The sequence below is a fragment of the Bradyrhizobium sp. 76 genome, from assembly GCF_023073025.1.
Taxonomy (GTDB): Bacteria; Pseudomonadota; Alphaproteobacteria; order Rhizobiales; family Xanthobacteraceae; genus Bradyrhizobium.
This window is the reverse complement of the sequence record NZ_JADPIS010000131.1, coordinates 123,829-144,740: the sequence shown is the minus strand read 5'-3', so window position 1 is coordinate 144,740 and position 20,912 is coordinate 123,829. Positions and strand designations below refer to the sequence as shown.

The following is a 20,912-nucleotide window of genomic DNA, read 5'->3' as shown; positions in this document are numbered from 1 at the left end:
ACCTTTCATTTCGCTATTTCAGACTTGCTGCTCTGGCTAGATGGCGGTGCGCACGATCGCTGGTGGCTGCCATGAACCCTCACCGGCCGGCAGCACCGAGGGAGCTGAGGTCTTCGGCCAATATAGGCGCATCACCAGGTACATTTCGCCGTTCGGCGCCGGCAGCCAGTTGGATTCCTTATCGGCGCCGGGTGAGTCTTTCTGGATATGCAGCGTGAGAGAGCCGTCCGGATTCTTCTTCAGGCCTGACAGCATCGGCGAATTGATCAGGTATCGGTTGATTGGATTTTCGATCAGCAACTGGCTCTTGCCATCGTACATCGTCACCGACCAGAACGCTTCGACCGGCGGGTATTGTCCTTCCGGGAAAGTGACTGCGTAGTTATGCTTGGAAGCGTCGAGCACCTCGCCGTTGGCAAGGGTTTTTGTCATCGGGTAGACGGCTTCCACGGCGTCATTGCCGTAAATGCCGCCTTTTGCGGCTGCCGCCCGCTTCAGCCAATCACCGCTATAGAACAGCCGGTCTCCGAACAGCGACCCGACTTTCCACCCGTTGATGTTCTTGCTGCCGCTCGCGAGGTACTTTTCGACTTTCTCCTCGCCGTCTTTCATCCCGAGTCCGACTTCAAGCTTATGCGTCAGCGGAAGATCTCTGAATTCGAAGGTCTTGCCCGCGCCGACGCCGATGCGCGTGAGTTTTTCGCGAATGTCGCGCTCTTCCGGCCCGGCTGGCGCAAACTGGAGCGCGAAGTCGAGATACTCGAAGAAGTTCTTTTTCACGAGCTCCGCATCCGCCTTGGGAAAGTCGATAACAGGCGCCGCGGGCGGCGCCGGTTGCTTGAGATAGGCCGACAGCGATTGTGCCTTGTAACCGCCCTGGACCTTCTCAACATTCGGCATGTCTGCCGGATTGAAGAGCTGCGTGCGAATGGCCGCGAAAGAAAACTGGGTCGAGGACTGAAACACCTTCTTGATGCCGGGCGGGCTTGTGCCCTGCCAGCCTGGTCCAACGACCATATAATCTCCGGCGCCGCTGCCGGTCGCGCGGCTGCCGATATAGCCGTAATTGAACGTGTTGCCGTCGATAAGCTGTACCGTGTAATAGCGGGACTTCTCGACAGCTGGCACCGAAACAACGATTGGCTCGGCGCGCAGATCAAACCACAAGATGGAGTATGGCGTGTCGCTGTTGGGTGTCACGACAGCGGTGTCCTTGTATGTTGCGACATGCGTCAGGTTTTTGATCTGGTTGAACGGCGCCTTGAATTGGCTGCCTTTCGCGTCCACGGCGAACTCATACATCACCGCATAGTTCATCACGATCGGCAGGCCGTAGATGAAGCCTTCCTCGGCGATGGCCTTGGCTTCGCGGATATCGGGCCATCCTGCTTTGGCCTGCGCGTTCGCCGGGACGGCCTTCGCCGCCGTGACGGTGATTGCAGCCAGCGCTGCGGAACGTAGTAGACCGCGTTTCGTGATCATGTAAGCAACTCCTCCGCCTTCACCGCTTGGACTCAAGCTTGAATTCGATCCCGGATGTCGGGGCAGCGCTGAACACGGAAGCCTCCCGCAAACGCTACTGCGACGCCACGATTGCCGGCGGCTGCCAGGTGCCACTGCCCGCGGGCAGGATCGACGGGAATTCGGTCTTTGGCCAGTACAGCCGCATCACCAGATAGATTGGGCCGTTCGGTGCCGGCAGCCAATTGGCTTGGCTGTCGGCGCCTGGTGACTCCTTCTGGATGTGCAGCGTGAGAGAGCCGTCCACATTCTTCTTCATCCCTGACAGCATCGGCGAGTTGATCAGGTACCGGTTGATCGGATTCTCGATCAGCAACTGGCTCTTGCCGTCATACATTGTCACCGACCAGAACGCCTCGACCGGCGGATATTGTCCAGCGGCGAAGGTGACCGTGTATTTGTGCTTGGAAGCGTCGAGCACTTCGCCGTTGGCGAGCGCCTTGGTCATTGGATAGACGGCTTCGACGGCGTCATTGCCGTAAATGCCGCCCTTGGCGCCGGCAGCTCGCTTCAACCAGTCGCCGTTGAAGAACGCCTGGTCTCCGAACATCGATCCGACTTTCCACCCGTTGATATTCTTGAAGCCGCTCTCGAGGTACTTGTCGACCTTCTCCTCGCCGTCTTTCATGCCGAGGCCGATCTCGAGTTTGTGCGCGATCGGAAGATCCCTAAAATTAAAGCTCTTGCCTGGGCCGACGCCAATGCGCGCGAGCTTTGCCCGGATGTCCGTTTCCTCCGGTGTGGCCGGGGCGAACTGCAGGGAAAAGTCGAGATACTCAAAGAAGTTCTTCTTCACCAATTCCTTGTCGATTTTGGGGAAGTCCACCGTGGGCGCGGCGGCGGTCGTCGATTCCTTCAGATAGCCTGAGAGCGGCTGCGCCTTGTACCCGGCCTGGACCTTCTCGACATTGGACATATCGTCAGGGCCGAAGAGCTGGGTTCGATAGCCCGCCACAGAGAACTGTGTCGTGGACCGGAACACCTTCTTGATGCTGGGCGGCGTTGCGCCGTTCCAGTCGGGGCCAACCACCATGTAGTCGCCCGGCTCGGCGCCGGTGGAACGGGAGCCGATATAGCCGTAATTGTAGGTGTTGCCGTCCTCCAGTTGCACTGCGTAGTAGCGGCCCTTTTCCACCGCTGGCACTGACAGCACCATCGGCTCGGCACGCAAATCCATCCAGAGGAAGGAGTACGGCGTGTCGCTGTTCGGGGTGACGATCGAGGTGTCCCTGTAGGTGAAGACGCGCGCTTCGTTCTTGATCTGATTGAACGGCGCCTTGAATTGCCCCGAGTTCCTGTCGACGGCATACTCGTACATGACCGCGTAGTTCATCACGATCGGAAGGCCGTAGATGAAGCCTTCCTCGGCGATGGCCTTGGCCTCGCGGATATCAGGCCATTGCGCGTACGAGACGCTCGGCGTCATGGCGCAAAGTGAACCGGTCATGACCGCTGCGAATGCGCTACTTCTTAAGATGTTCATGTCGGGTCTCCCGCGCTCCGGCTACCGAGAGTGTCCTTTGAACGCGAATGGCATATTTCTCGGATTTGCGGCGGGCGACTATGCAAAAACGACCCGTTTTCAGATCGGGACGCGTTTTCCAAGCAATGGCAGCCGAAAAGAATGGTGTCGGCCGCCCCTTTTTGCGTAAAGTGCCTTGCTACCGTGGATTGACAAGGACAGCCGTATTGCCCGAGCCCTCGGAGGAGCATCAATTGCTTCTGGCTACCCTGTCGCCGTCAAAGGGGCAGAGTCGACTGGCGCTCAGCGTCATCATGGGTCTTATTGTCGCACTCGCCGTCACGATACCGTTCACGAACGTTCAGCTGGCACGTGTTGACGCCTTCATTCCGGCGTTCGAGACAGCAATTGTATTCACCGACCTCGTCACTGCGGCGCTGCTATTCTCTCAATTCTCGATCCTGCGCTGGCGTTCTCTTCTGGTGCTGGCGAATGGGTTTCTTTTTACCACTCTGATTGTCATCCCGCATGCGCTGACCTTTCCCGGGGCCTTCACGCCTGCCGGCCTTCTCGGTGCTGGATTGCAAACGACGGCTTGGCTCTACTATTTCTGGCACGCGGGAGCACCGCTGGCCGTGATTGGCTATGTGCTACTCAAGGACGTGGACTACAGGGAAGCGAAGTCCCAGCGCCCGCCGGCGGCTGACATCGGCTGGAGCGCGGCGTTCGTCGTCGTGATCGTATGCATACTGACCTGGATTGCCATTGGAGCGGAGACATTCCTGCCAAGAATCATGGCCGGGACCAGTGAGGCAAACCGGCCTGTCCTCGCACTCATTGGCTTGCTGATTGCCTCATTGAACGCGGGGGCGTTGGTATTGCTGTGGGTTCGGCGGCGTTCCGTGCTGGATCTATGGCTCATCGTGATGTGTTGCGCGTGGCTGGCCGAAACCTTGGTCACGGCGTTTGTCTCGGGCCGATTCACCCTTGGGTTTTATGTCAGCCGGCTTTACGCATTCGTCGCGGTGTTTTCGGTTCTGCTTGCACTGCTTTCCGAGACGATGATGCTCTATTCGAACCTCGTGTATTCGACGTTGAGGCGGCGCAGCAACAGCGAAGAACGACAGATTGCCATGGATACGATGGCGGCTTCCATCGCTCACGAGGTCAATCAGCCAATTGGCGCAATGAGCTTCAACGGCGAAGCTGCGCTGACGTTGCTCTCACAGACTCCACCGAATATCGATGAAGCACGCGCCGCGCTTGAGGCAATCGTCAGTGACGGCGCGCGCGCAGCAATGGTGATTGCAAGCCTCCGGTCGATGTTCAAGAGAGATATCCCCCAAAGATCGCACTTCGACGTGAATGACATTATTCGGGAGGTCATCAAGCTCGTCGACGCCGATTTGCGGTCGCACAAAATAGCGGTCTCGACCGAACTGCGGGAGGCTCTCCCGAAATTGCGAGCCGATCGAGTTCAGTTGCGGCAGGTGTTTCTGAACCTCTTTATGAACGCGATCGAGGCGATGCGCCCCGTGAGGGACCGGGTTCGGCTGTTGCGGATCAGGTCGGATTTCATCAAGGACCGTTCGGGCGTGCTAGTCACCGTTGAAGATTCCGGCACCGGCATAGTTCCGGCAGACAAGGACCGTATCTTCGAGCCGTTCTTTTCGACGAAATCCACCGGCACGGGGATTGGACTAGCGATCTGTAAATCAATCGTCGAAGCCCATGACGGGCACCTCCGCGCAGCGGCCAACCATCCCTATGGAGCCATCTTCCACGTTGCGCTGCCACAAGCCGAGTGAGCCGACGACTGAGTTGCAAGCTTTCGACCTGCTCCCGCGGCACTCGAGTCGCGAGCGAACACCTTCCGCCGCAGAAATTCTGATCGCCGGGTTCGCAAACTGAACCAATTCCAGGTCCCGACGTCCGAATTTGCATAGGCAGGTGATTGATCAGGTTCGTATAGATGCAGGCCGCCGCATCGGCCCGATATTCCCGACCATGAGCCGACCAGGCCCGCAGAAAGCGATCATCATGAATCGTCGTAAATTGGCATGCGTGACGATACTTTGGCTCATCGGCCCGGCGGTGGCATTCTCGCAGCAGCCGCCGCCGGGCGTGCAGGCGGGGATGCTGACTTGCAATCTCGCACCCAGCATCGGCTTGATCGTCGCCGAAAGTCAGCGGATGAGCTGCCGCTTTGCGCCAAACGGTCCGTTTCCATCTCAGAGCTATAGCGGAGTGATGAATACGGTCGGGATCGAGCTCGGGATCAGCGCCGGCGGGATGATGGCCTGGGGCGTATTTGCGCCGACCGGAGGGACCCCGATGGGCGCGCTGGCGGGTGAATATGTGGGAGCAAGCGGCGACATTTCGGTCGGTATCGGCGTAGGGGCCAACGTGTTGTTCGGCGGGTCAAACCGGACGATTGCCTTGCAGCCGTTGTCGGTCGAAGGCCAGGCGGGCCTGAACGTTTCTCTCGGTGTTTCCGGTCTGACGCTGGCCTACGTGCCCTGATAGGATGACAAAGGTCGCGGTCAATCTATGGCCTCGTTGGCTCCGGGCGCTGCTCGTCGGGGCCGCCACCGCCGCCATCATAGGCGGCAGCTGGCTCACCTATCGCCATTTCGCAAAGCCGATTTACTTGACAGTGGCCGCAGGATCGGCTGACGGCGAGGCGCTGGCGCTCACCTCGGCAATCTCGGCGCGCCTGGCAGCGTCGAAGTCGCACATCCGGTTGAGAGTCAACGATAGCAGCACATCAGCGAAGGCAGCCGAGCTACTCGCTGCGGGCAAAGCCGACCTTGCGATTGTTCGGGGCGATACCGGCGGGCTCGCGGACGCACGGAGCGTCATGCTTCTGACCCACGGCGTGGTTCTGATCATGGCGCCAGCGACGGTCAGCGCCGACAGTCTGGGAGATCTGCGCGACACGACGATCGGGGTCATTGGCGGCGCCATCAACCGGCAGATGGTTGATGCCCTGAAGCAGGTCTATCAGTTCGACCGCGCCAAGGTCCGCTTTCAGGATGTCGCCATCGCCGACGGCGCGGCCGCGCTGTCATCGGGACAGGTCCACGTGCTTCTTGCGGTCGTCCCGTTGACGGAGAAATACCTCACGAAGATGAGGCAGCTCTTCCAGAACGCAGCTGCAAAGGCAGCCGTGCCCAAGCTGATCGAGATTGAAGCCGCCGGCGCCATCCCCAATGTCGCGCCGTATTATGAAAGCTACGACATTCCAAAGGGGACCCTGCGGGGTGCCCCTCCAGTTCCTTCAGACGATCTGACGTCGCTGCGCGTGTCGTTGTTTCTGGTCGCCAACAAGTCGGTGGACGCGGACACCATCACTGACCTGGCGCAGGCCTTGGTCGATGTCCGACGGGATCTGCTGTCGCAGTATCCGATACTGGCCCAGGCTGGCGCCCCCAGCACCGACCCCGACGCGCTAATCCCGATCCATCCAGGCGCGGCAACTTACTACGGCGGAAACCAGCAAAGCTTTCTCGATAAATACGACGACAAACTCTATTATGGCTCGTTGCTCCTCGGATCTTTGATCTCGATCATCATCGCAGCCTGGCGCTTTGCTGGTTCAGACGCCGAGGCGCAAAGCATGCTCGAACCGCTCTACGAACTCCGCCATGAGATCAAGAACGCTAAAACGGAGCCTGAACTCGACGAAACTGAAAAGAAGATCGACGACATTCTGAAGGCGGAGCTTACGAAGAACGCGAGGGGTGACGGTGCCGACGGCTCCGAGATGGGTGCGGTTAGCCTCGCAGCTCAAAGGCTCCACCATTTGATGAGCCACCGCCGGGCGCGGCTGCGCAAGTCCTAGCCTGGCGTGGGGCTACCCCGCCTGCTTCAAACCGCCACCCGGAGGGTCGATCGCCGCGCGTTTTCCGCATTCGTTGAGCATGAACTCGGCAACCGGATCGCCGGGAAAGCTACCTAGAATAGTGCCGTAGGCGAGCTCCGCCGCTGCTAGGTCATCCGCCTCGAAGTGCTGCGAGGCTTGCCAAGTCATCACGCTGAGCTGCTCATCCCGATCGCGGGCCCTCAGGTCCGGATCGTCGCTCGTGCGGAGTGCGAGCAATTCATAGATCATGAATCGGGTCTTTCGACCCTTCACCTGAACCCGCTTCAGCGGCCGAGCGAGGATATCGGCCTTTGCCTGGTCATAGATGCTGTCGCTGATGCAGATGGTGGTGCCAAACAGCTTGTTGATCCCTTCAAGGCGGGCGGCAACATTCACGCCGTCCCCCAGGGCGGTGTAGCTCAACCGGGTTGAAGACCCGACATTGCCAACAAGGACGTTGGCGCAATTGAGCCCGATCCTGATCTCAATTCGCGGTCGCCCTTCCGCCTCCCAGGCATTGTTGACGCGCTCCATACGGCGGGTCGCACGTACGGCAGCGGCGCAAGCGCGTAGAACGTGGTCAGGACGCTGAACCGGAGCGTTCCAGAACGCCATGATGCCGTCGCCGATGAACTTGTCGACGGTGCCGCCTTCTTCCGAGATCGCAGACGATACTTCCTCAAGATAGGTTGAGATCTGGACTAAAAGGTCGGCAGGCGCCAGCGCTTCGGAGTGGCTGGAAAAATTCTCCAGATCGGAAAAGAAAACAGTGAGGTATCGCGGTTCGACGCCCAAGGTCAATGGAATGCCCGACTTAACGAGCTGACGGACCACATCGAGCGGAACGAAGGAGGAGAACGATTTCAGCGATGTTCGCAGCAGCGAGGCCGCCGCTTCCAGTGTCGCGATCTCCTGGATGTTCGAAGGCGGACGGGCGGGCGTATCGAATTCGAGGCTTTCAATCGCCTGCAACTGCTCGGACACGCTTTCGACGGGACGCGACAGCCGGCGAGAGGCGAAGAAAATGAAAAACAACTCGATCGCGGTGAGACCAATGATCACGACCATCATCAACCGATTGGTCTTCTTCAAAGTGCCGACGAAATCGTCGATCGGCGTCAACGTGATCACCTGCCAAGGCTGACCAAAGCCGCCCGGGAAATTGGTGAAGGCCGCTATAAAATCCTCTCCATTCGTCGGAGACTGAAAGGTAAAGCTGCTGGCTCCGGTCCGGGCATGCTGGCGGTGAGCTTCGCGCACATCGGGATCGTCGATGTCAGCGAGGGTTGCGATCTTGAGCGCTCCATTCTCGACCCGAACGCCCTTCTGCTTGTCCGGGAAGGCGATGATCTTGCCGTTGCTCCGATGCGCAATGAGCGTCGTGCTGCGCGCGCTGGCTCGATGCTTGTCGAGAAAGCGCGACAGAATGTCTATCGTGATGTTGGCCGTCGCGCAGCCGACGAACTCTACCCCGTGGAATATCGGAACGCGCAAAAACAGAATGGGGAACCCGGTGTCCGGGTTGATCGAGGGCTCGGTCACCGCGAGCGTCCGGGTCGTTTTGGCGGTCTGATAGCCGGCCAGGAAGCGAATATCGACGTCAGTGGGAACATTATAGGCACCGACTGGATGGGGCCATATGTCGTAGAATGTGCGATGGCGGACCCGTGAGAACGCAAAGGTGATCGCATCGATGTAGCTGGCGTGCCAGTTGGCCTTTGCAGGAATCCGAGGATCGGAACGCCGTCGGTCCTCGTCGATGCGGGTGACCACCCGGTGGTAACCATCCTCGAAGCTGACGTAGATAGCGTCGATATGTGCTGCCGAGGTAAGCGAGCGATACAGCAGGTCGTTGCTTTGCTCAGTTCGGAAGTATCCAGGATCGACCGACGTGACTTCGGCGAGAAAGCGCAGCGGGCTTTCCGTGCTCTCGATCAAATTCTCGGTGCGCTCGATGCCGGCCAGGCTGGTCTGCGCAACGGCGTCGTTCAGGATAGCCACCATGCCGGCCGAGTTCTTGTGGTAGTTGTAGAGCAGGATAAAAACGAGAACGGGAATGCTGAGGCCGATGAACAGCAGCGACATGATCAGGCTCAGTCTCGGCCGCCCCGCAAATCGCGGAAGCGGGCCCAACCAGGCCATCGTGATCCGCAGTGTAAGGCCCCTTCGATACGCGAGCAGCGCCGCAATCAGGAATCCGAGCGGTACCAGAATGAGTGGAATCAGCCAGGGCCGCAGTTTGCCGTCATGTCCGTCCCAAATCAGGGTGGGGGGGAGGGTATCATCGGTCAACAGTCCCAGTTGCCTGTAAGTCGCGGCAATACTGCGCCAACGCGCGGGATCCTGCTCGCCGATCCGGTCCGGATCGCGCCCGACCAATGTTTCCGTCTGCTCCGCCTCAAACAGCAGGGCCTCGCGGCTCTTTTTGCCCGAATAGCTCTTGAGGATCAAATCGACCGTCGCCTCTTTGTGCGCGAAGGCATAGGCCCAGCCTTTCACGCTGGCCGCCCTGAACGCCGCGACCCGGTCTGGATGGGTTTTCACCTCCGCTTCGGACGTGCACAAACTGTCGCCGTAAAAATCGATTCCGGATGCCGCGGGCGCGAAGGTGCGGTAGGCTGCACCTAGCTGCTCCAGGATAAAGGGCTCGCTGGTGCTGTATGCCACCATCGCATCAGCCCGGCCGGCCAGGAGATCGCGCGGGTCTCCCCCGTGATCGACGCGCGGCAGGGCTTGATAGTCGACTCCTTCGCGCTTCAACATCGCGGCGATCTCGTCGCTTCCCGGCGTGTCCATCAGCGTGCGGCCGCGGAGTTCCGAGACATTGCTGATATCGGTCCGGCGTGCGACCAGGATGACGGCCGGGGAACGTTGGAAGATGGTGGCCAGCACGACCAGTCGACGGCCCACGCTCCACTCGCGCAGGACGCTGGCGCTGCAGACGCCAAAATCCGCCTTGCCGCCGGCAACCGCTTCGGCGACATCGATCCCCGGACCACCCTCACGGATGGTGACGTCAAGGCCCGCGTTCCGGTAGAAGCCCTGCTCAAGCGCGGCGTAGTAGCCGGCAAACTGGAACTGATGCTTCCATTTGAGTTGCAGAGAGACCGGCTCGAGTGCGGCGGCAGGATGCGATGACAGAAGGGCAAGGCAGGCGGCGAAGGCCAGCCGTCTCAGCATACCGCGCTCCCGCACACGCGCGATGAGCGGCCAGGCTGCCGTCACAATCCAAAAGCCTTGATAAACGCGCCTCGTCGCATGTGACCTCATCGAGGGTATTTTATGAGCAGCGAGGTTGTGGTGACGCAGTATGCCTTCGCAGCTGGCCATGGAAGGCTACCCACGCGGGAAGTGGCAGCCTATGCAAAATCGGACAATTCGCTCTCGCTGCGCCAGTCTCGATGAAGCTATTGCTCGACGGTGCGCCAAGCGGCCGCTGCGAAATGCAGAGACGGCGTCTTCACGGATCTTCACGGGTCTTGTCCGAATTTGCATAGTCAGGCCCACAAACCGGTCGATAGGCTACTGCCGGGCGCGGCATTTTGCGCCACAGTTCAAGCGCAAGGAGCAAGCCATGATCAACCTAAAAGTTCTCGGCGCGGTCGTGATTGCGGCATCTGCCTTGTCCAGCTCTGCTGCACTGTCGCAGGCGGCCCTCTCGAATCCGGACGAATGCCAAGCTGAATTCGCCAGCTGCACCGGTCTTGGAACCGGGGGTACCCCCACCGGCGGCTATCGATATCGGCAATCAACTCGGCGAACGGCGTATCGCCAGCCGGCGGCGGCGGACGCTACCGTCGGCAGCTGGGGCAATTCCTACGCCATGTCCGGCGAGATGGGCTGGCACGGCAAATGGAATGCGTATGCTACCCGCAACGGTATCGTCTGCCGGCCCGGCACCTATTTCAAGGGTGCTGACGGTCTCCGGCATCTCTGCCAATAGGTCGTCTGCGCTGAGGCTAAATCAGGCGGTCCCAAAGGGCCGCCTGATTCATGGCAAACTTTGGCTCTCGTCCAGAGCGGGCCAGCATGGAAGTGGCCAAGCGCTCGTCTACTAACTGATGACCGCTGGTGTGAGTTGGCCGACTGCCTACGGCGAACTGGCCATGTCCGCTCTTGAGGATCGAACGGACACGGCCAAGGCTTCGCCCAGGCTGATCGGGTTTGACGTACACGCCCTAACCCGCACCGAGGCGAACCCACCGTTGTCGGAGACGACGGCGGTCCCTGCTCGCGACGATGTCTTTACTTGGTCACTATTCGACGTGTCGGTGCCACCGTGCTGGTGGGTGCCATTGGCGAGATCGAGAACGTCAGCCAGGTATTCCATCCCGCGGGCCGATTTTCGGCGGCGAATTCGCCATAGCCTTTCAGGTTCAGATATCCTTGCATGTCGCCGACCGGAAACAGGAAACCGATCTGCGGGCCTACACCCACCACCCTCGATCGGAAACCACCCAGGATCGGGTGTTGACCGAAATCATCGGTGATCTGTTGATACGCATACCCAACGAGACCGACGAAGACCTGCTTGGACAGAAACTGGGATGCGCCCCAGTCGACGTGGAAATCGATGCCGTTTTGATAATTGGTATCCTGGTTCTTGAAATTGTAGGTGAAGCCAGCGACCGCGGAAAACTCGTGACCCGTCGCTGGATTGAAGTAGGTGTAGCCGCCGCCGCCGTCGATCGCTGCGTGCCCGATGCCGAGATTGGCGAGACGGGTGGACTCGTAGGCGCCCACGGGAATGTCGCCCGTCACATAGGTCATGAAATTGTGCACGCCGGCGTTCCACTTTAATGTCGCCTGCGGATAAAGGTCGCCGACCGAAGTGATCGAATCCCCAATGACACCGGTGCGCGTCGCGAACAGCGGCCCAAGCGCCGCCGTCAGGGTCCCGTCAATGCTGGCGCTCGACCGTCCGAAAATGCCGGTTATTCCAACGGCGAGTTGTCCGCCCAGTACCGGTGTTCCGAACGTGTAGGTGGGATTGAGCAGCAGCAGATCGGCCTGCGCATTCAGATGGGCGTCCAGGCTGACGTTCACGGTTGCCGGAATTCTGCCGATCTGAATCTGCCTGGCCGCCGCAACGGCGCCGAACGCCGATACGGACGTGTGATAGTAAACCTCGGCCATCGACCAGCCCGGCACCTGGGGCGTTGCTGCGAGGCTGCTGAAGCGACCGGGAAGCCAGTAGGATACTCCGCCTTCGTCGGCGTAAGCCGCCCCGGGCAGGGATCCGAATATTAGCAAAGCCAGGCTGACGTGCTTGAGCCAAGGGCAGGGATTTCGTTCGGATATGCGGTACTTCATCTGTCTGCCCTCTTCCTCGAGATCGGCACTTCAACCTTAGATTGGCATAGATCGAACGTCTCGTGGCAAGCGATCGCTATGCAAGATCGGTTCAGATCCAGAATCAGCCGCGGATGTTGCGCCAGAGCCACTCCAACCATCGCGGACTATTCACCCCAAAGCCAGTGCGGAAACCACGCATGTCCTCAAGCCACAAGATCCGGGCGGACCTGGCGTGGGACGTGACTGCTGACGGTAGTCCGATCGATCGGAGATACGCGCGACAGCGTCTGCGAAGGACTTTCGCCGAACACTTTGCGGTATTCGACCGAAAATCGCCCCAGCTCCACAAAGCCAAAGCCTGTTGCGATTTCCGTCACGGTGACGAGCTTGCCGTCCGCCGACAACAGGGCACGTCTCGCCTGAGACAGCCGCAACATCCGAAGGTGCCGGCACGGCGGGATGCTATGAATTCTGTGAAACGCCTTGCGAAGGGTGCGCTCGCTGACCGCAAGCGCATGGCAGAGGGCTGAAATGTGAAGTGGTTCGTCCAGATCGGCGAGAGCCAGCTTCTCCGCGTGCTCGACGAGAGCGCGCCAGGACGTGTCGGTCCGGGTAAAGGGCATTTCCGCTATAGTTGCGGTCCAGCCATGGATGGTCATGGAAAAGCCCCCCACGTGGCGAACCGCTAAGATGGGCCCGTTGGGAGCAACTCAGCACGCGAGCTGACCGGGTTATATTGTCCTTCGGGGCAAACGTGGAGTTGCACGCTGGGTGCTATGCAACAGCCGACTTTATACCGAAGTCTCGGGTGAGGGCGCTATCGTCAACAATCCAGAGCGTTCCGCTACGGAAACCGCTTCCGCAAAGGATCGAACCTGCAGCTTCTCCATCACCATGTGCCGGTGCGCTTTGACGGTGCGTTCCGACGTGCCAAGCAGATGGGCTATCTGTTTGTTTGGTCTGCCGCGGACCATCAGTGAAAAGACCTCGCCTTCCCGAGGCGTCAGTGTCGCGATCAGCGATCTAAAGGAATTAAGTTGATCCTGGCTCTCGCGCATCTTCGCATAACGGACCAGCGCCCGTTCGATCGCTTCCAATAATGTGTCCTTGGGCACAGATTTTGAGAAAAAGTCTTCCGCACCAGCTTTGATGGCGCGCACGCTGCTGGGGATATCGCCATGGCCAGTCATGAAAATGATCGGCCAGCTCTGGGGCAATTTTGCAAGTTCTGCCTGTAACTGCAGTCCGCTCAGCGATGGCATCTGAACGTCGAGCACGAGACAACCTGGCTTCGCGTCTGGGATAGCCCGTAAAAGGCTACCCGCCGACTCATATTCCGCAACCTCGTAGCCCGAGGCCCTCAGGAGGCGCGAAATGGCGCTGCGAAAAGATGCGTCGTCGTCCACGACATGAATTACAGGGCCACCGGCCATTCCGTCTCTCGCCTTTGTTCAGAGCAGCCGGCAAAATCCGAAAATGCTCCGAGCGGCGCCGTTCAGGCTCAGCGTCAGGCAGCGACAATCACTACGAGTGCAAGCCCGCGGGCATGGAAAAATCCAATATGTTGAGCATACCTTGCATTCGTGAGACGTCAACACCATTGGTTGTCGATCGAGCCAACGGCTGCCGAAACTATAGGGCTGGCTAAAGGTAAGCAGTATAGGCGCTGATCCAGACCAGAATGGAGGCGAGGAGGCCGACAACTCCTGCTTTTTCCGAGAATGCTGTCGCATTTCCCGACATGCCGAGGCGCAGCGAATCACGGCTCATCTCATCGGGGATCGAGATGGCCGCCGGAAAGACCGTCGCGCCGCCGATCGCGTTGGTGCGCGCGATCGTTCCGGAGTTGGCGACCTGTCCCTGACCGACACCTTTCGGAATGTTCGTAATCCTTGCATGGTAGATGCGTCCCGGGTCGTTGTCGAAAACGATATCAACGGGAGTACCGACCCTGATGGTCTGGAAGCCATTTTGCGCAAACATTCCGATAATCGTAACCTCACTGTCGACAATGAACGGCATAACCGCACTCGCCGGTAGTGCGCGATCGCCGATGGTCAATGCCAGAACGGGCGCGTACCCGTCCGCGGGCGCGCGTACCGTGGTCTGCGACAACTCCCACGTCGCGTTGTCAAGTTGCGCCTGAATCTGGGCGACAGTCGTATTGACGCCGCCGATCTCTGAATCCATGGAGAGCTTGGCGGTTTGCTGCGTTGCTTTGGCCGCGCCGAGTTGTGCCGTTACCGTCTCGAGCTGAACCTGGGTATCCTGCTCCTTGAACTCAGTGTTGGCGCCGCTCGCATAGAGCGTCTGAATATCGGAAAGACGCTTCGTGTTGTACTTGAGCTGGGCCGTCAGCCCGGCGACATTTGCGGTCGACTGCGCGTAGTTCGATTTCAGGATATCGGTCTGTTGAAGCGCTGCGGCCAGCGAAGCCCGGAGCTGTGCGACCTTGTATTGAAAAGGAGCCGGATCGATCTGAAACAGAACATCGCCGGCCTTCACCGACACATTCGCCTTGATCGGAATGGCGACAATCTGCCCGGCGACATTTGGGGTCACCTCCATCACACGACCAGCCACGGTGACCTTGCCCGACGGCGTCAGGTAATTGAATAGGCCGAGAAACGTCCCGAGAATGAACGCGCCCACAAGGACCGATACCGTTCCCGAGAGCCAGCCCCAGCGCACCAGCTTGAATTTCGAGAACACCAGCCACAGCGCGACAACGTAGAGGCAAAGGATGATGAGCACGGCGCAGCCCCTGTCACTCGTTGGTGGAAATATCTATTTGCGCGATATTCGTTAGCGCGCGCTATGCAAAATCGGCCCGGCGCTAGAATCTTCTCGTGTGTTTTTCGGTTTGCCCGTTGCTGCGACGCTTTTTTATTCTTGCCGATGAGCGTGACGCTCCGGCGGCTTTGGTGGGGAATACCGTATAGTAAGCCTCGTTGGTCCGTACACGATGTGCAGATCGGGAGCTCCGCAGGGCGCCCGCCGTAATCGATCCTCCGCATCGGTGAACTTGCCGTATCGTCGAAGCCCCAGATCACGAATGCCCATCGGCGCGCCTCCTACATGCCGCCGGCGGCAAGTCGCGCCAGCACCTCTTCCGGACCTTCGCTGGCGAGCCGGCCGACGAGCAGGTCGAGGCGGGCGTTTTGAGCCGGACAGGTTCGAGGACCACCAAAAAACTGCTCTGATCGACCTCATCAACCAGAAGCGTGCCGGAAAGCCGATCGCGCCCAAGTGCAAGCCGACGGCGAGCAAGGTCGTCGATCTGATGGACGCGCTGCGGCGGAGTGTCGGCCAGGACGCAGAGGAAGATCGGCCTGATTCCGAACTGCTCGGCCTCGTATCGGCTCAGGCTCCACGTCTCGTTTACTTGGTCACACTAACATCTCGGCTCATGGATATTGACCATGACCCTCAGGTCGAGGCAGAGGCCGCAATGAAGCAGGCCGTGCGCACGGACGGTCCAGAGCGGCAGCGCTGGATCGAGCTTGCGCTGGCTTGGTTCGGAATCGCCCGCATGCGCCCCGACAAGGTCGGCACAGGCCTTCGCTGATGACACTCGACAGCTGTCGCCGATCAAAGTCCAGCACGTCCCACATTTTGCGGACGCGGCTTCGGACTGGACAACAAGGGGGCGGATGTGGCGCTCGCGCGCATGCGGGTCGGCGCAGGTCCTACATCCAGCCCGGACGGCGCCTGCCTCTTGCAGCAGGATTATCGCCCAGCCGGTCAGCGCCCGATCGCTCGATTACCTGGCGGAGTCTTGTGTTCACTGCCATCGCGGCAGCGACGAATGAGATCTCCGATAATAGAGGTTGTGTTCGTCGGTCTAGAGCTTAGAATACGCGAGCGCCATTTTCCGGGGGAAATTGATAATCTATGGCACGCCGCAAGCCGGATGAGTTGCCTCACATCATTCTCAACATCGCGACCAAACGGCCGATTGAGCTAGGCGATTTTGTTTCAGCGTTCTCGTCCATCGCGAGTCAGTACGACAAAGTCGTGCGAGCGCAGTATCCGGAATTGTCAGGGGACGCAAAAATTTTCGTGCGTGAGGTTCGCGCGGGCTCCATTGAAGCTGACCTCATCCCTTGGGCAGTCCAGGGGTTAAGCGCTGTTGTCAACGTCATCGAGCAGATTCAAATCGTCGAAAAGTTTGTGAAGACCTACAGGGCAGTACTTGGCAAATACTTGGAGGGTTCGAAAGAGACGGATGCCACCCGGAGCGATCTGAAGGACTTCATGGGCGCGGTGTCGGCGATAGCCAACGACCCGAATGGACGCTCGACATTGCAGGCCGTCGCCTATGAGGACGGCAAGAAAAAAATAAAGGCGGCTCTAGTATTTGATACGTCTCAAGCTCGAGAGGCGCAGAAGCAGATTGAAGACCAGAAGCTGCTGCTGGAGTCATCTACGAGCGCGGATCACCAGCGCGTGCTGATGACGTTTAAGCAGTCCAATGTGAAGGACGGCGTAATGGGCAAGAGAACTGGCGAGCGTGTTGCAATCGAAGACATCTCACCCCGTGATCTGCCGCTAATCTACGCTTCGGAGCTGGCCGAGCAAAGGATCAAACATGAGGTTCGCGAGGCTGACGAAAACGTCTACAAAAAGGGCTTCATTGTTGATGTGAATGTTCAGCTTGTCGGCGGCCGTCCTGCGGGTTACCGCGTTACCAATCTGCATCAGGTTATCGACCTGCCAGATTAGTCCAGGTCGGCCGCGACCGGCGCCGGCGACGCCTCATAGACCTCCTGGGGCCGCCTGCGCATGCCGGATCAAGTGTAGACATTGAACAAGCCCTCCAAGGCTCAGGACGAAGAAGTTCATCACCGGCAGTCATGTCTACCGCCATAAATAAAATAGTTCGCGGGCCAGAATCAGAACAGCGCTCGGTTAGCGAATGGATCAAGCTGCAAATCCGTTCCACAATCAGACGAAGACTAGCCAACAGCTTCTTTGTCCGCCGGCTCGTGTTCGACGATAAAGCGAGCGCGGTGCAACAGTTCGTCAAAAGTCAGTATCTCCGGTCGCCAAGTATTCTTCCGATAAAGGTCGAACGAACGAAATTTGGAAGTGTTCACGCCGTTCTCAGTCTTGAACTCATCGAGACTGCCGATAACGAGGCAAGATCGCGGCTCGATGCTGAAAAGAATCTCTCCCGTTGGATCCCCCAACTCGTCTTCGACCGATAGCTTGTCACCGATTGCCTCCACAGCTGCATGAACGGTCGTTTGAGTCTGAGCCACGCCGCCTACCAATTCGGATGAAGGTGGCCATGCTCCTGAGCGGTACTGGCTTGGTCCAAGCAGCGGAGTATCGTCCCGCTTGATCTCAACAAAGCAGAGAGAGCTCACGATGCCGCGCGTTTTCATCAGTGCGTCCGCTCGCTTGCCAGGACCGGTCAAGTCTCGTCCCCTCACGATTCGCTCAAGCTTGCCTTCATCGAGTTTCGAAGCGAACTGGTAGGATAGGCCGTACCCAAATATCCAGGTGTTGGCCTCGAAATACTGCTGCCACAAAGCCTCGGGCTTGCAATCGAGCCGAACTTGCTCGGCAGCAAAAAATTGCCGGTCTCTTAGCAGTCTCTCGAAGTAACGAAGCTGTTTGCGTCTGTATCCGACGGCTATCAAATCACGTGTTAGGTCTTCCTGCTGGGCAAGCTGCAAGAATACCTCCGCATTTTTAGCGAAGATGCGTCGAGCCTGCCCTTGATCAAGAATGATGTCGCGCAACATGTCATCGGGTAGATGCACCTTCGATCCATCGTCGAATGGCACCGTCTTCAGGCCCGCCAAGAAATTCAACAGCGTGGCGATTTCCGATCCAACAAATGAGAAGGACTGCTTTTCAATCGGGCCGGTTCGCTTGCTGTACTTCTGAAACGTCAGCGTTCTTACCGACCTGTCGTCCTCGACGAAGGTCGCCTTTATCTCGTATCGCCCAGACGGCGTTTGCCGCAGGACAACCTCGTCCTTCACCTGCGCGAACGCGAGGCCGGGATCGCCCTGCACAATGTGCGTAGCGATGCGGAGCATCTGCCCCGAGGGGGCGCTGGGAAAGCGCTTGCTGATAATCGTCTTATCAGTGCGCCGTTCGAAGAACATCTGCCTTTCATCATAGTCGTCGGGCACGGAGCTCCCCCGCAAATTGGGAGTCAATCCCATACCACAAGTTGAGCGCACTCTCCATGATTTACGGAGAACCGGCGCTCGCGGAAGCGCTGGGCAAAGTTTTGGACCGTGCAGCCCGACGTCCCCTGAAGTCTTTGCACACGTCTAATATGACCTGCAGGAGCGGTTCGAAACCGGAGAAGTTGATTGTGGCTCGCTCGGGCTTCACAATGTCAGTTGCGAACTCGACCTTGGAGTACCACTTGCTGCGATCCTTCTCCTTGCCTGTTCTATCAAAGTGTCGGCCCTTTATAGTCCTGGCAAGAAGAGCCGGTTCAAACAGGTCCTCGATGGCCGCCTCAAGGGTTGATATGACCTTCGGGACTGGCACGACATAAAGATTTGCGCAAACGTAGTAGGATGGATCGAGCCCCCCGACGACCCTGCCGAGCATCCTGGTCAATTTCCTAAACAGATCGGCTGATCCCTTGTCGTTGTCGACGATCATGATCACGGGTTGCTCTGGCGAGAGCTTGAAGGGCGACACTCGTGCGGCATAGTGCGACAGGAGCTTGGATAGGTCGTTGGTGCCGCCGGATAGATCCTGAAAGGTGGCGGCCGCTTCGGTGTAGTTGAAAAGCTCGACCGTGAGACCCACCTTGGGATCTGGATGGATAAAATCCGGAAATTGAGCTCTTAGTCGCTGGAACGCGCATCGTAGATAGATATTGTCGGTCTTTCCCTCGCAAATGATTTTGGGGCGTGTGATTCCGTGGAACGCAATGTAATCCAAAAACGTCCGATTTAGCTTGAAGAAGCTGCTCTGCTCACTCTGCCAATCTTTGGTCTTGAGTCCGCGTATTTGGCGAATGAAACCCATCGTCCCCTCCAAGGCGTCATCGGATAAGGGCCTTCGATCTCTATCTGAAAAGCAGAAGCCGTTTTTGAACAAATGGTCGCACTTGGCGCGTGCTGTCTTATAGTATTCGTTGCGCACGTTGACCTTCTTGTTAACGACGAGACCTGTGGTGTCCTGGCGCGAGTCCCGTCGCTGCATTCGCGTCTTGTCGTAGTTCAGCGAATAGCCGGATGAATACACGCGCTTGACGAGACTGTCCCCCGGAACCCACTTGTCTATCGAACCACGCACCAGCCTCGCGATCGAGGACGGGAATTCTTTTTCATTTGTTGAGAATGTGATGTCGTCCACGTAGCGGGTGTATGTGCACCTACCGGCCCGAGCTAACCTATTGAGATGAATATCAAGGATATGCGCTATCAGATTTGATACCACAGGCGAGCACGGGCTTCCCTGAGGCAGCTGATTGTCGCGGCAAGCGATCTGCGCGATTATAGTCGCGACCTTTGGATCGAGTAAAAAGTTATTGTCCCGCTGGAAGAAGCCGCGAACCCTCCCGAAGTTGATTGAGGGAAAGAAGTCTTTCAGGTCAGCGTTGAACACGAACCGCTTGTTTCGGTGCGCCGTGGCGTTCGTGACGATTGAAAAGCCCCTTTTGAAGCCGTGTGCCAGCTGGCACTGACTTCGGGAGCGGGACTGTTCCAACTCGACGTGAATGTCCAAAAGAAGATCAGCCAACTTTGTCTGAATCATCTTGAGGCGGGGCTTGGGGGCCGTGATTAGTCGCCAGCCACCTCCTTTCTTGGGTATAGTGAACTGCTCGTACTTCTGCTGATCAGGGAGCCAGTACAAAACGAACGACAAGGATGCTGGTTGGACTCCCAAAACTCGTGCCAGTTGGGGGAGCGTTGTGACGCCTCTGAGTCTAGCCAGCTGTGTCATGAGGAAAGAGGCTCGCGGATACTCGTACGCCAGATCGGACGCATCGTCGCAGCGAACTGCAGGGAGCACGCATTCCTACGTGCATTCATATCAACTGTCGCGAAGCACAACAGCAAAATCTATCCGCAAGCCTTAGTTGCAGTTGATCAGCCCACTCTTGCTGGAGCAAGGTTTGCGGCTACTTATCAACAAGAGAGCGCTCTTGGACAACGAAGCGCGCGCGCTGGCCGGGTGTGTGCCGCCCACCAAGAAATAATTCCACGGTGAGGCAGCTTGAGGTCAGGATGGTTGAAGCCCGCGCCATGGGCGGCCTGCTTGCAAAGAGGTACAGGTCCCCGTTGGACCCCGCATGATACTTAGCGTATATGCTCTCGGAAGATTCCCCTGGACGCTGCGCGTTTCGAGATGCGTCACCCAAAAGGCGCTAAATGCCGAGCAACGCTGTGTGCGCCCCTACCTATGAACGCTGTGCCGGATGAACATCGCCGAAATCGTATTGCAGCTTGCCGACCTCGTGAAGGAGCCGTTTGACCAAGGCGAGTTCGCGTTCCGAGTTCTGGAAGTCTACAACGCTCCCAAGGCGACGCTCACGAAGTTGCGCTCAGGCACCCAGAATAAGGGCGAGAAACCGATCGATGTGCTCTGGTCGCGAAAGCTTTATTATCGAGCCGCCCCAGCCGGAAAAGTTGCAGAGACACTGGACCAGCTCAGGGAAAGCAAGGCGTCGAAAACGCAGAAGCCGCGCTTCCTTCTTGCGACCGATGGGCACGAGGTTGCCGCCTACGACACCAATGTCAATCGGCGTTCAAATTTGGCTCTGACTCACTTTTGATGCAGTTC

General features: G+C 58.4%; 15 protein-coding genes and 1 pseudogene. 7 read left to right on the top strand and 9 right to left on the bottom strand.

All coding sequences use genetic code 11. The features are described 5' to 3' along the window. Positions 1 to 36: 36 nt before the first annotated feature. Both IVB48_RS33965 and IVB48_RS33960 read right to left on the bottom strand, forming a co-directional pair. On the bottom strand, positions 37 to 1,482 hold the full coding sequence (locus IVB48_RS33965) for a DUF1254 domain-containing protein (protein WP_247407033.1): 1,446 nt from the start codon (positions 1,480 to 1,482) through the stop codon (positions 37 to 39). Positions 1,483 to 1,576: 94 nt separating this feature from the next. Then, a complete protein-coding gene (locus tag IVB48_RS33960) occupies positions 1,577 to 2,968 on the bottom strand; it encodes a DUF1254 domain-containing protein (protein WP_247407029.1) in 1,392 nt (463 codons plus the stop codon). Positions 2,969 to 3,237: 269 nt separating this feature from the next. On the opposite strand from IVB48_RS33960, the gene IVB48_RS33955 reads away from it, so the two are divergent. From IVB48_RS33955 to IVB48_RS33945, 3 genes are all read left to right on the top strand, one after another. Continuing rightward, entirely contained in the window at positions 3,238 to 4,791 is a 1,554-nt protein-coding gene (locus IVB48_RS33955; protein WP_247407026.1) for an MASE4 domain-containing protein, read from the top strand. Positions 4,792 to 4,933: 142 nt separating this feature from the next. Continuing rightward, the gene (locus IVB48_RS33950; RefSeq protein ID WP_247407023.1) at positions 4,934 to 5,506 is read left to right on the top strand and encodes a DUF992 domain-containing protein; all 573 of its coding nucleotides are present in this window, start codon (positions 4,934 to 4,936) and stop codon (positions 5,504 to 5,506) included. 4 nt (positions 5,507 to 5,510) lie between these two features. After that, positions 5,511 to 6,827, top strand: a complete 1,317-nt coding sequence (locus IVB48_RS33945) for a TAXI family TRAP transporter solute-binding subunit (RefSeq protein ID WP_247407020.1) — start codon at positions 5,511 to 5,513, stop codon at positions 6,825 to 6,827. A 12-nt stretch (positions 6,828 to 6,839) separates the two neighbouring features. On the opposite strand, the gene IVB48_RS33940 is transcribed toward IVB48_RS33945, so the two are convergent. After that, a complete protein-coding gene (locus IVB48_RS33940) occupies positions 6,840 to 10,028 on the bottom strand; it encodes an ABC transporter substrate-binding protein (RefSeq protein ID WP_247407017.1) in 3,189 nt (1,062 codons plus the stop codon). 394 nt (positions 10,029 to 10,422) lie between these two features. Between IVB48_RS33940 and IVB48_RS33935 the strand changes: the two genes are divergently transcribed. Next, the gene (locus IVB48_RS33935) at positions 10,423 to 10,791 is read left to right on the top strand and encodes a hypothetical protein (protein WP_247407014.1); all 369 of its coding nucleotides are present in this window, start codon (positions 10,423 to 10,425) and stop codon (positions 10,789 to 10,791) included. 302 nt (positions 10,792 to 11,093) lie between these two features. On the opposite strand, the gene IVB48_RS33930 is transcribed toward IVB48_RS33935, so the two are convergent. From IVB48_RS33930 to IVB48_RS33915, 4 genes are all read right to left on the bottom strand, one after another. Continuing rightward, positions 11,094 to 12,161 carry a transporter gene (locus tag IVB48_RS33930; RefSeq protein ID WP_247407012.1) on the bottom strand — a complete coding sequence of 356 codons (1,068 nt, stop codon included), beginning with the start codon at positions 12,159 to 12,161 and terminating at the stop codon, positions 11,094 to 11,096. 185 nt (positions 12,162 to 12,346) lie between these two features. Then, positions 12,347 to 12,802 carry a helix-turn-helix domain-containing protein gene (locus tag IVB48_RS33925; RefSeq protein ID WP_247407008.1) on the bottom strand — a complete coding sequence of 152 codons (456 nt, stop codon included), beginning with the start codon at positions 12,800 to 12,802 and terminating at the stop codon, positions 12,347 to 12,349. A 132-nt stretch (positions 12,803 to 12,934) separates the two neighbouring features. Beyond that, a complete protein-coding gene (locus tag IVB48_RS33920) occupies positions 12,935 to 13,576 on the bottom strand; it encodes a response regulator (protein ID WP_247407005.1) in 642 nt (213 codons plus the stop codon). 211 nt (positions 13,577 to 13,787) lie between these two features. Beyond that, entirely contained in the window at positions 13,788 to 14,897 is a 1,110-nt protein-coding gene (locus tag IVB48_RS33915; RefSeq protein ID WP_247407003.1) for an HlyD family secretion protein, read from the bottom strand. 382 nt (positions 14,898 to 15,279) lie between these two features. On the opposite strand from IVB48_RS33915, the pseudogene IVB48_RS33910 reads away from it, so the two are divergent. Continuing rightward, positions 15,280 to 15,459: pseudogene (locus IVB48_RS33910) on the top strand (Ku protein); the annotation flags it as partial. A 578-nt stretch (positions 15,460 to 16,037) separates the two neighbouring features. Further along, positions 16,038 to 16,868: a hypothetical protein gene (locus tag IVB48_RS33905; RefSeq protein WP_247407000.1), complete on the top strand. Its 831-nt coding sequence runs from the start codon at positions 16,038 to 16,040 to the stop codon at positions 16,866 to 16,868. A gap of 233 nt (positions 16,869 to 17,101) precedes the next feature. Here the strand turns inward: IVB48_RS33905 and IVB48_RS33900 are convergent, their stop codons facing one another. Together IVB48_RS33900 and IVB48_RS33895 are read right to left on the bottom strand one after the other, a co-directional pair. Next, the gene (locus IVB48_RS33900) at positions 17,102 to 18,292 is read right to left on the bottom strand and encodes a Shedu immune nuclease family protein (RefSeq protein WP_247406998.1); all 1,191 of its coding nucleotides are present in this window, start codon (positions 18,290 to 18,292) and stop codon (positions 17,102 to 17,104) included. 61 nt (positions 18,293 to 18,353) lie between these two features. Further along, the gene (locus IVB48_RS33895) at positions 18,354 to 20,072 is read right to left on the bottom strand and encodes a retron Ec67 family RNA-directed DNA polymerase/endonuclease (RefSeq protein WP_247406996.1); all 1,719 of its coding nucleotides are present in this window, start codon (positions 20,070 to 20,072) and stop codon (positions 18,354 to 18,356) included. 475 nt (positions 20,073 to 20,547) lie between these two features. Between IVB48_RS33895 and IVB48_RS33890 the strand changes: the two genes are divergently transcribed. Next, complete coding sequence (locus tag IVB48_RS33890; RefSeq protein ID WP_247406993.1) at positions 20,548 to 20,904, top strand: type IIL restriction-modification enzyme MmeI; 357 nt, start codon at positions 20,548 to 20,550, stop codon at positions 20,902 to 20,904. Positions 20,905 to 20,912: the final 8 nt, after the last annotated feature.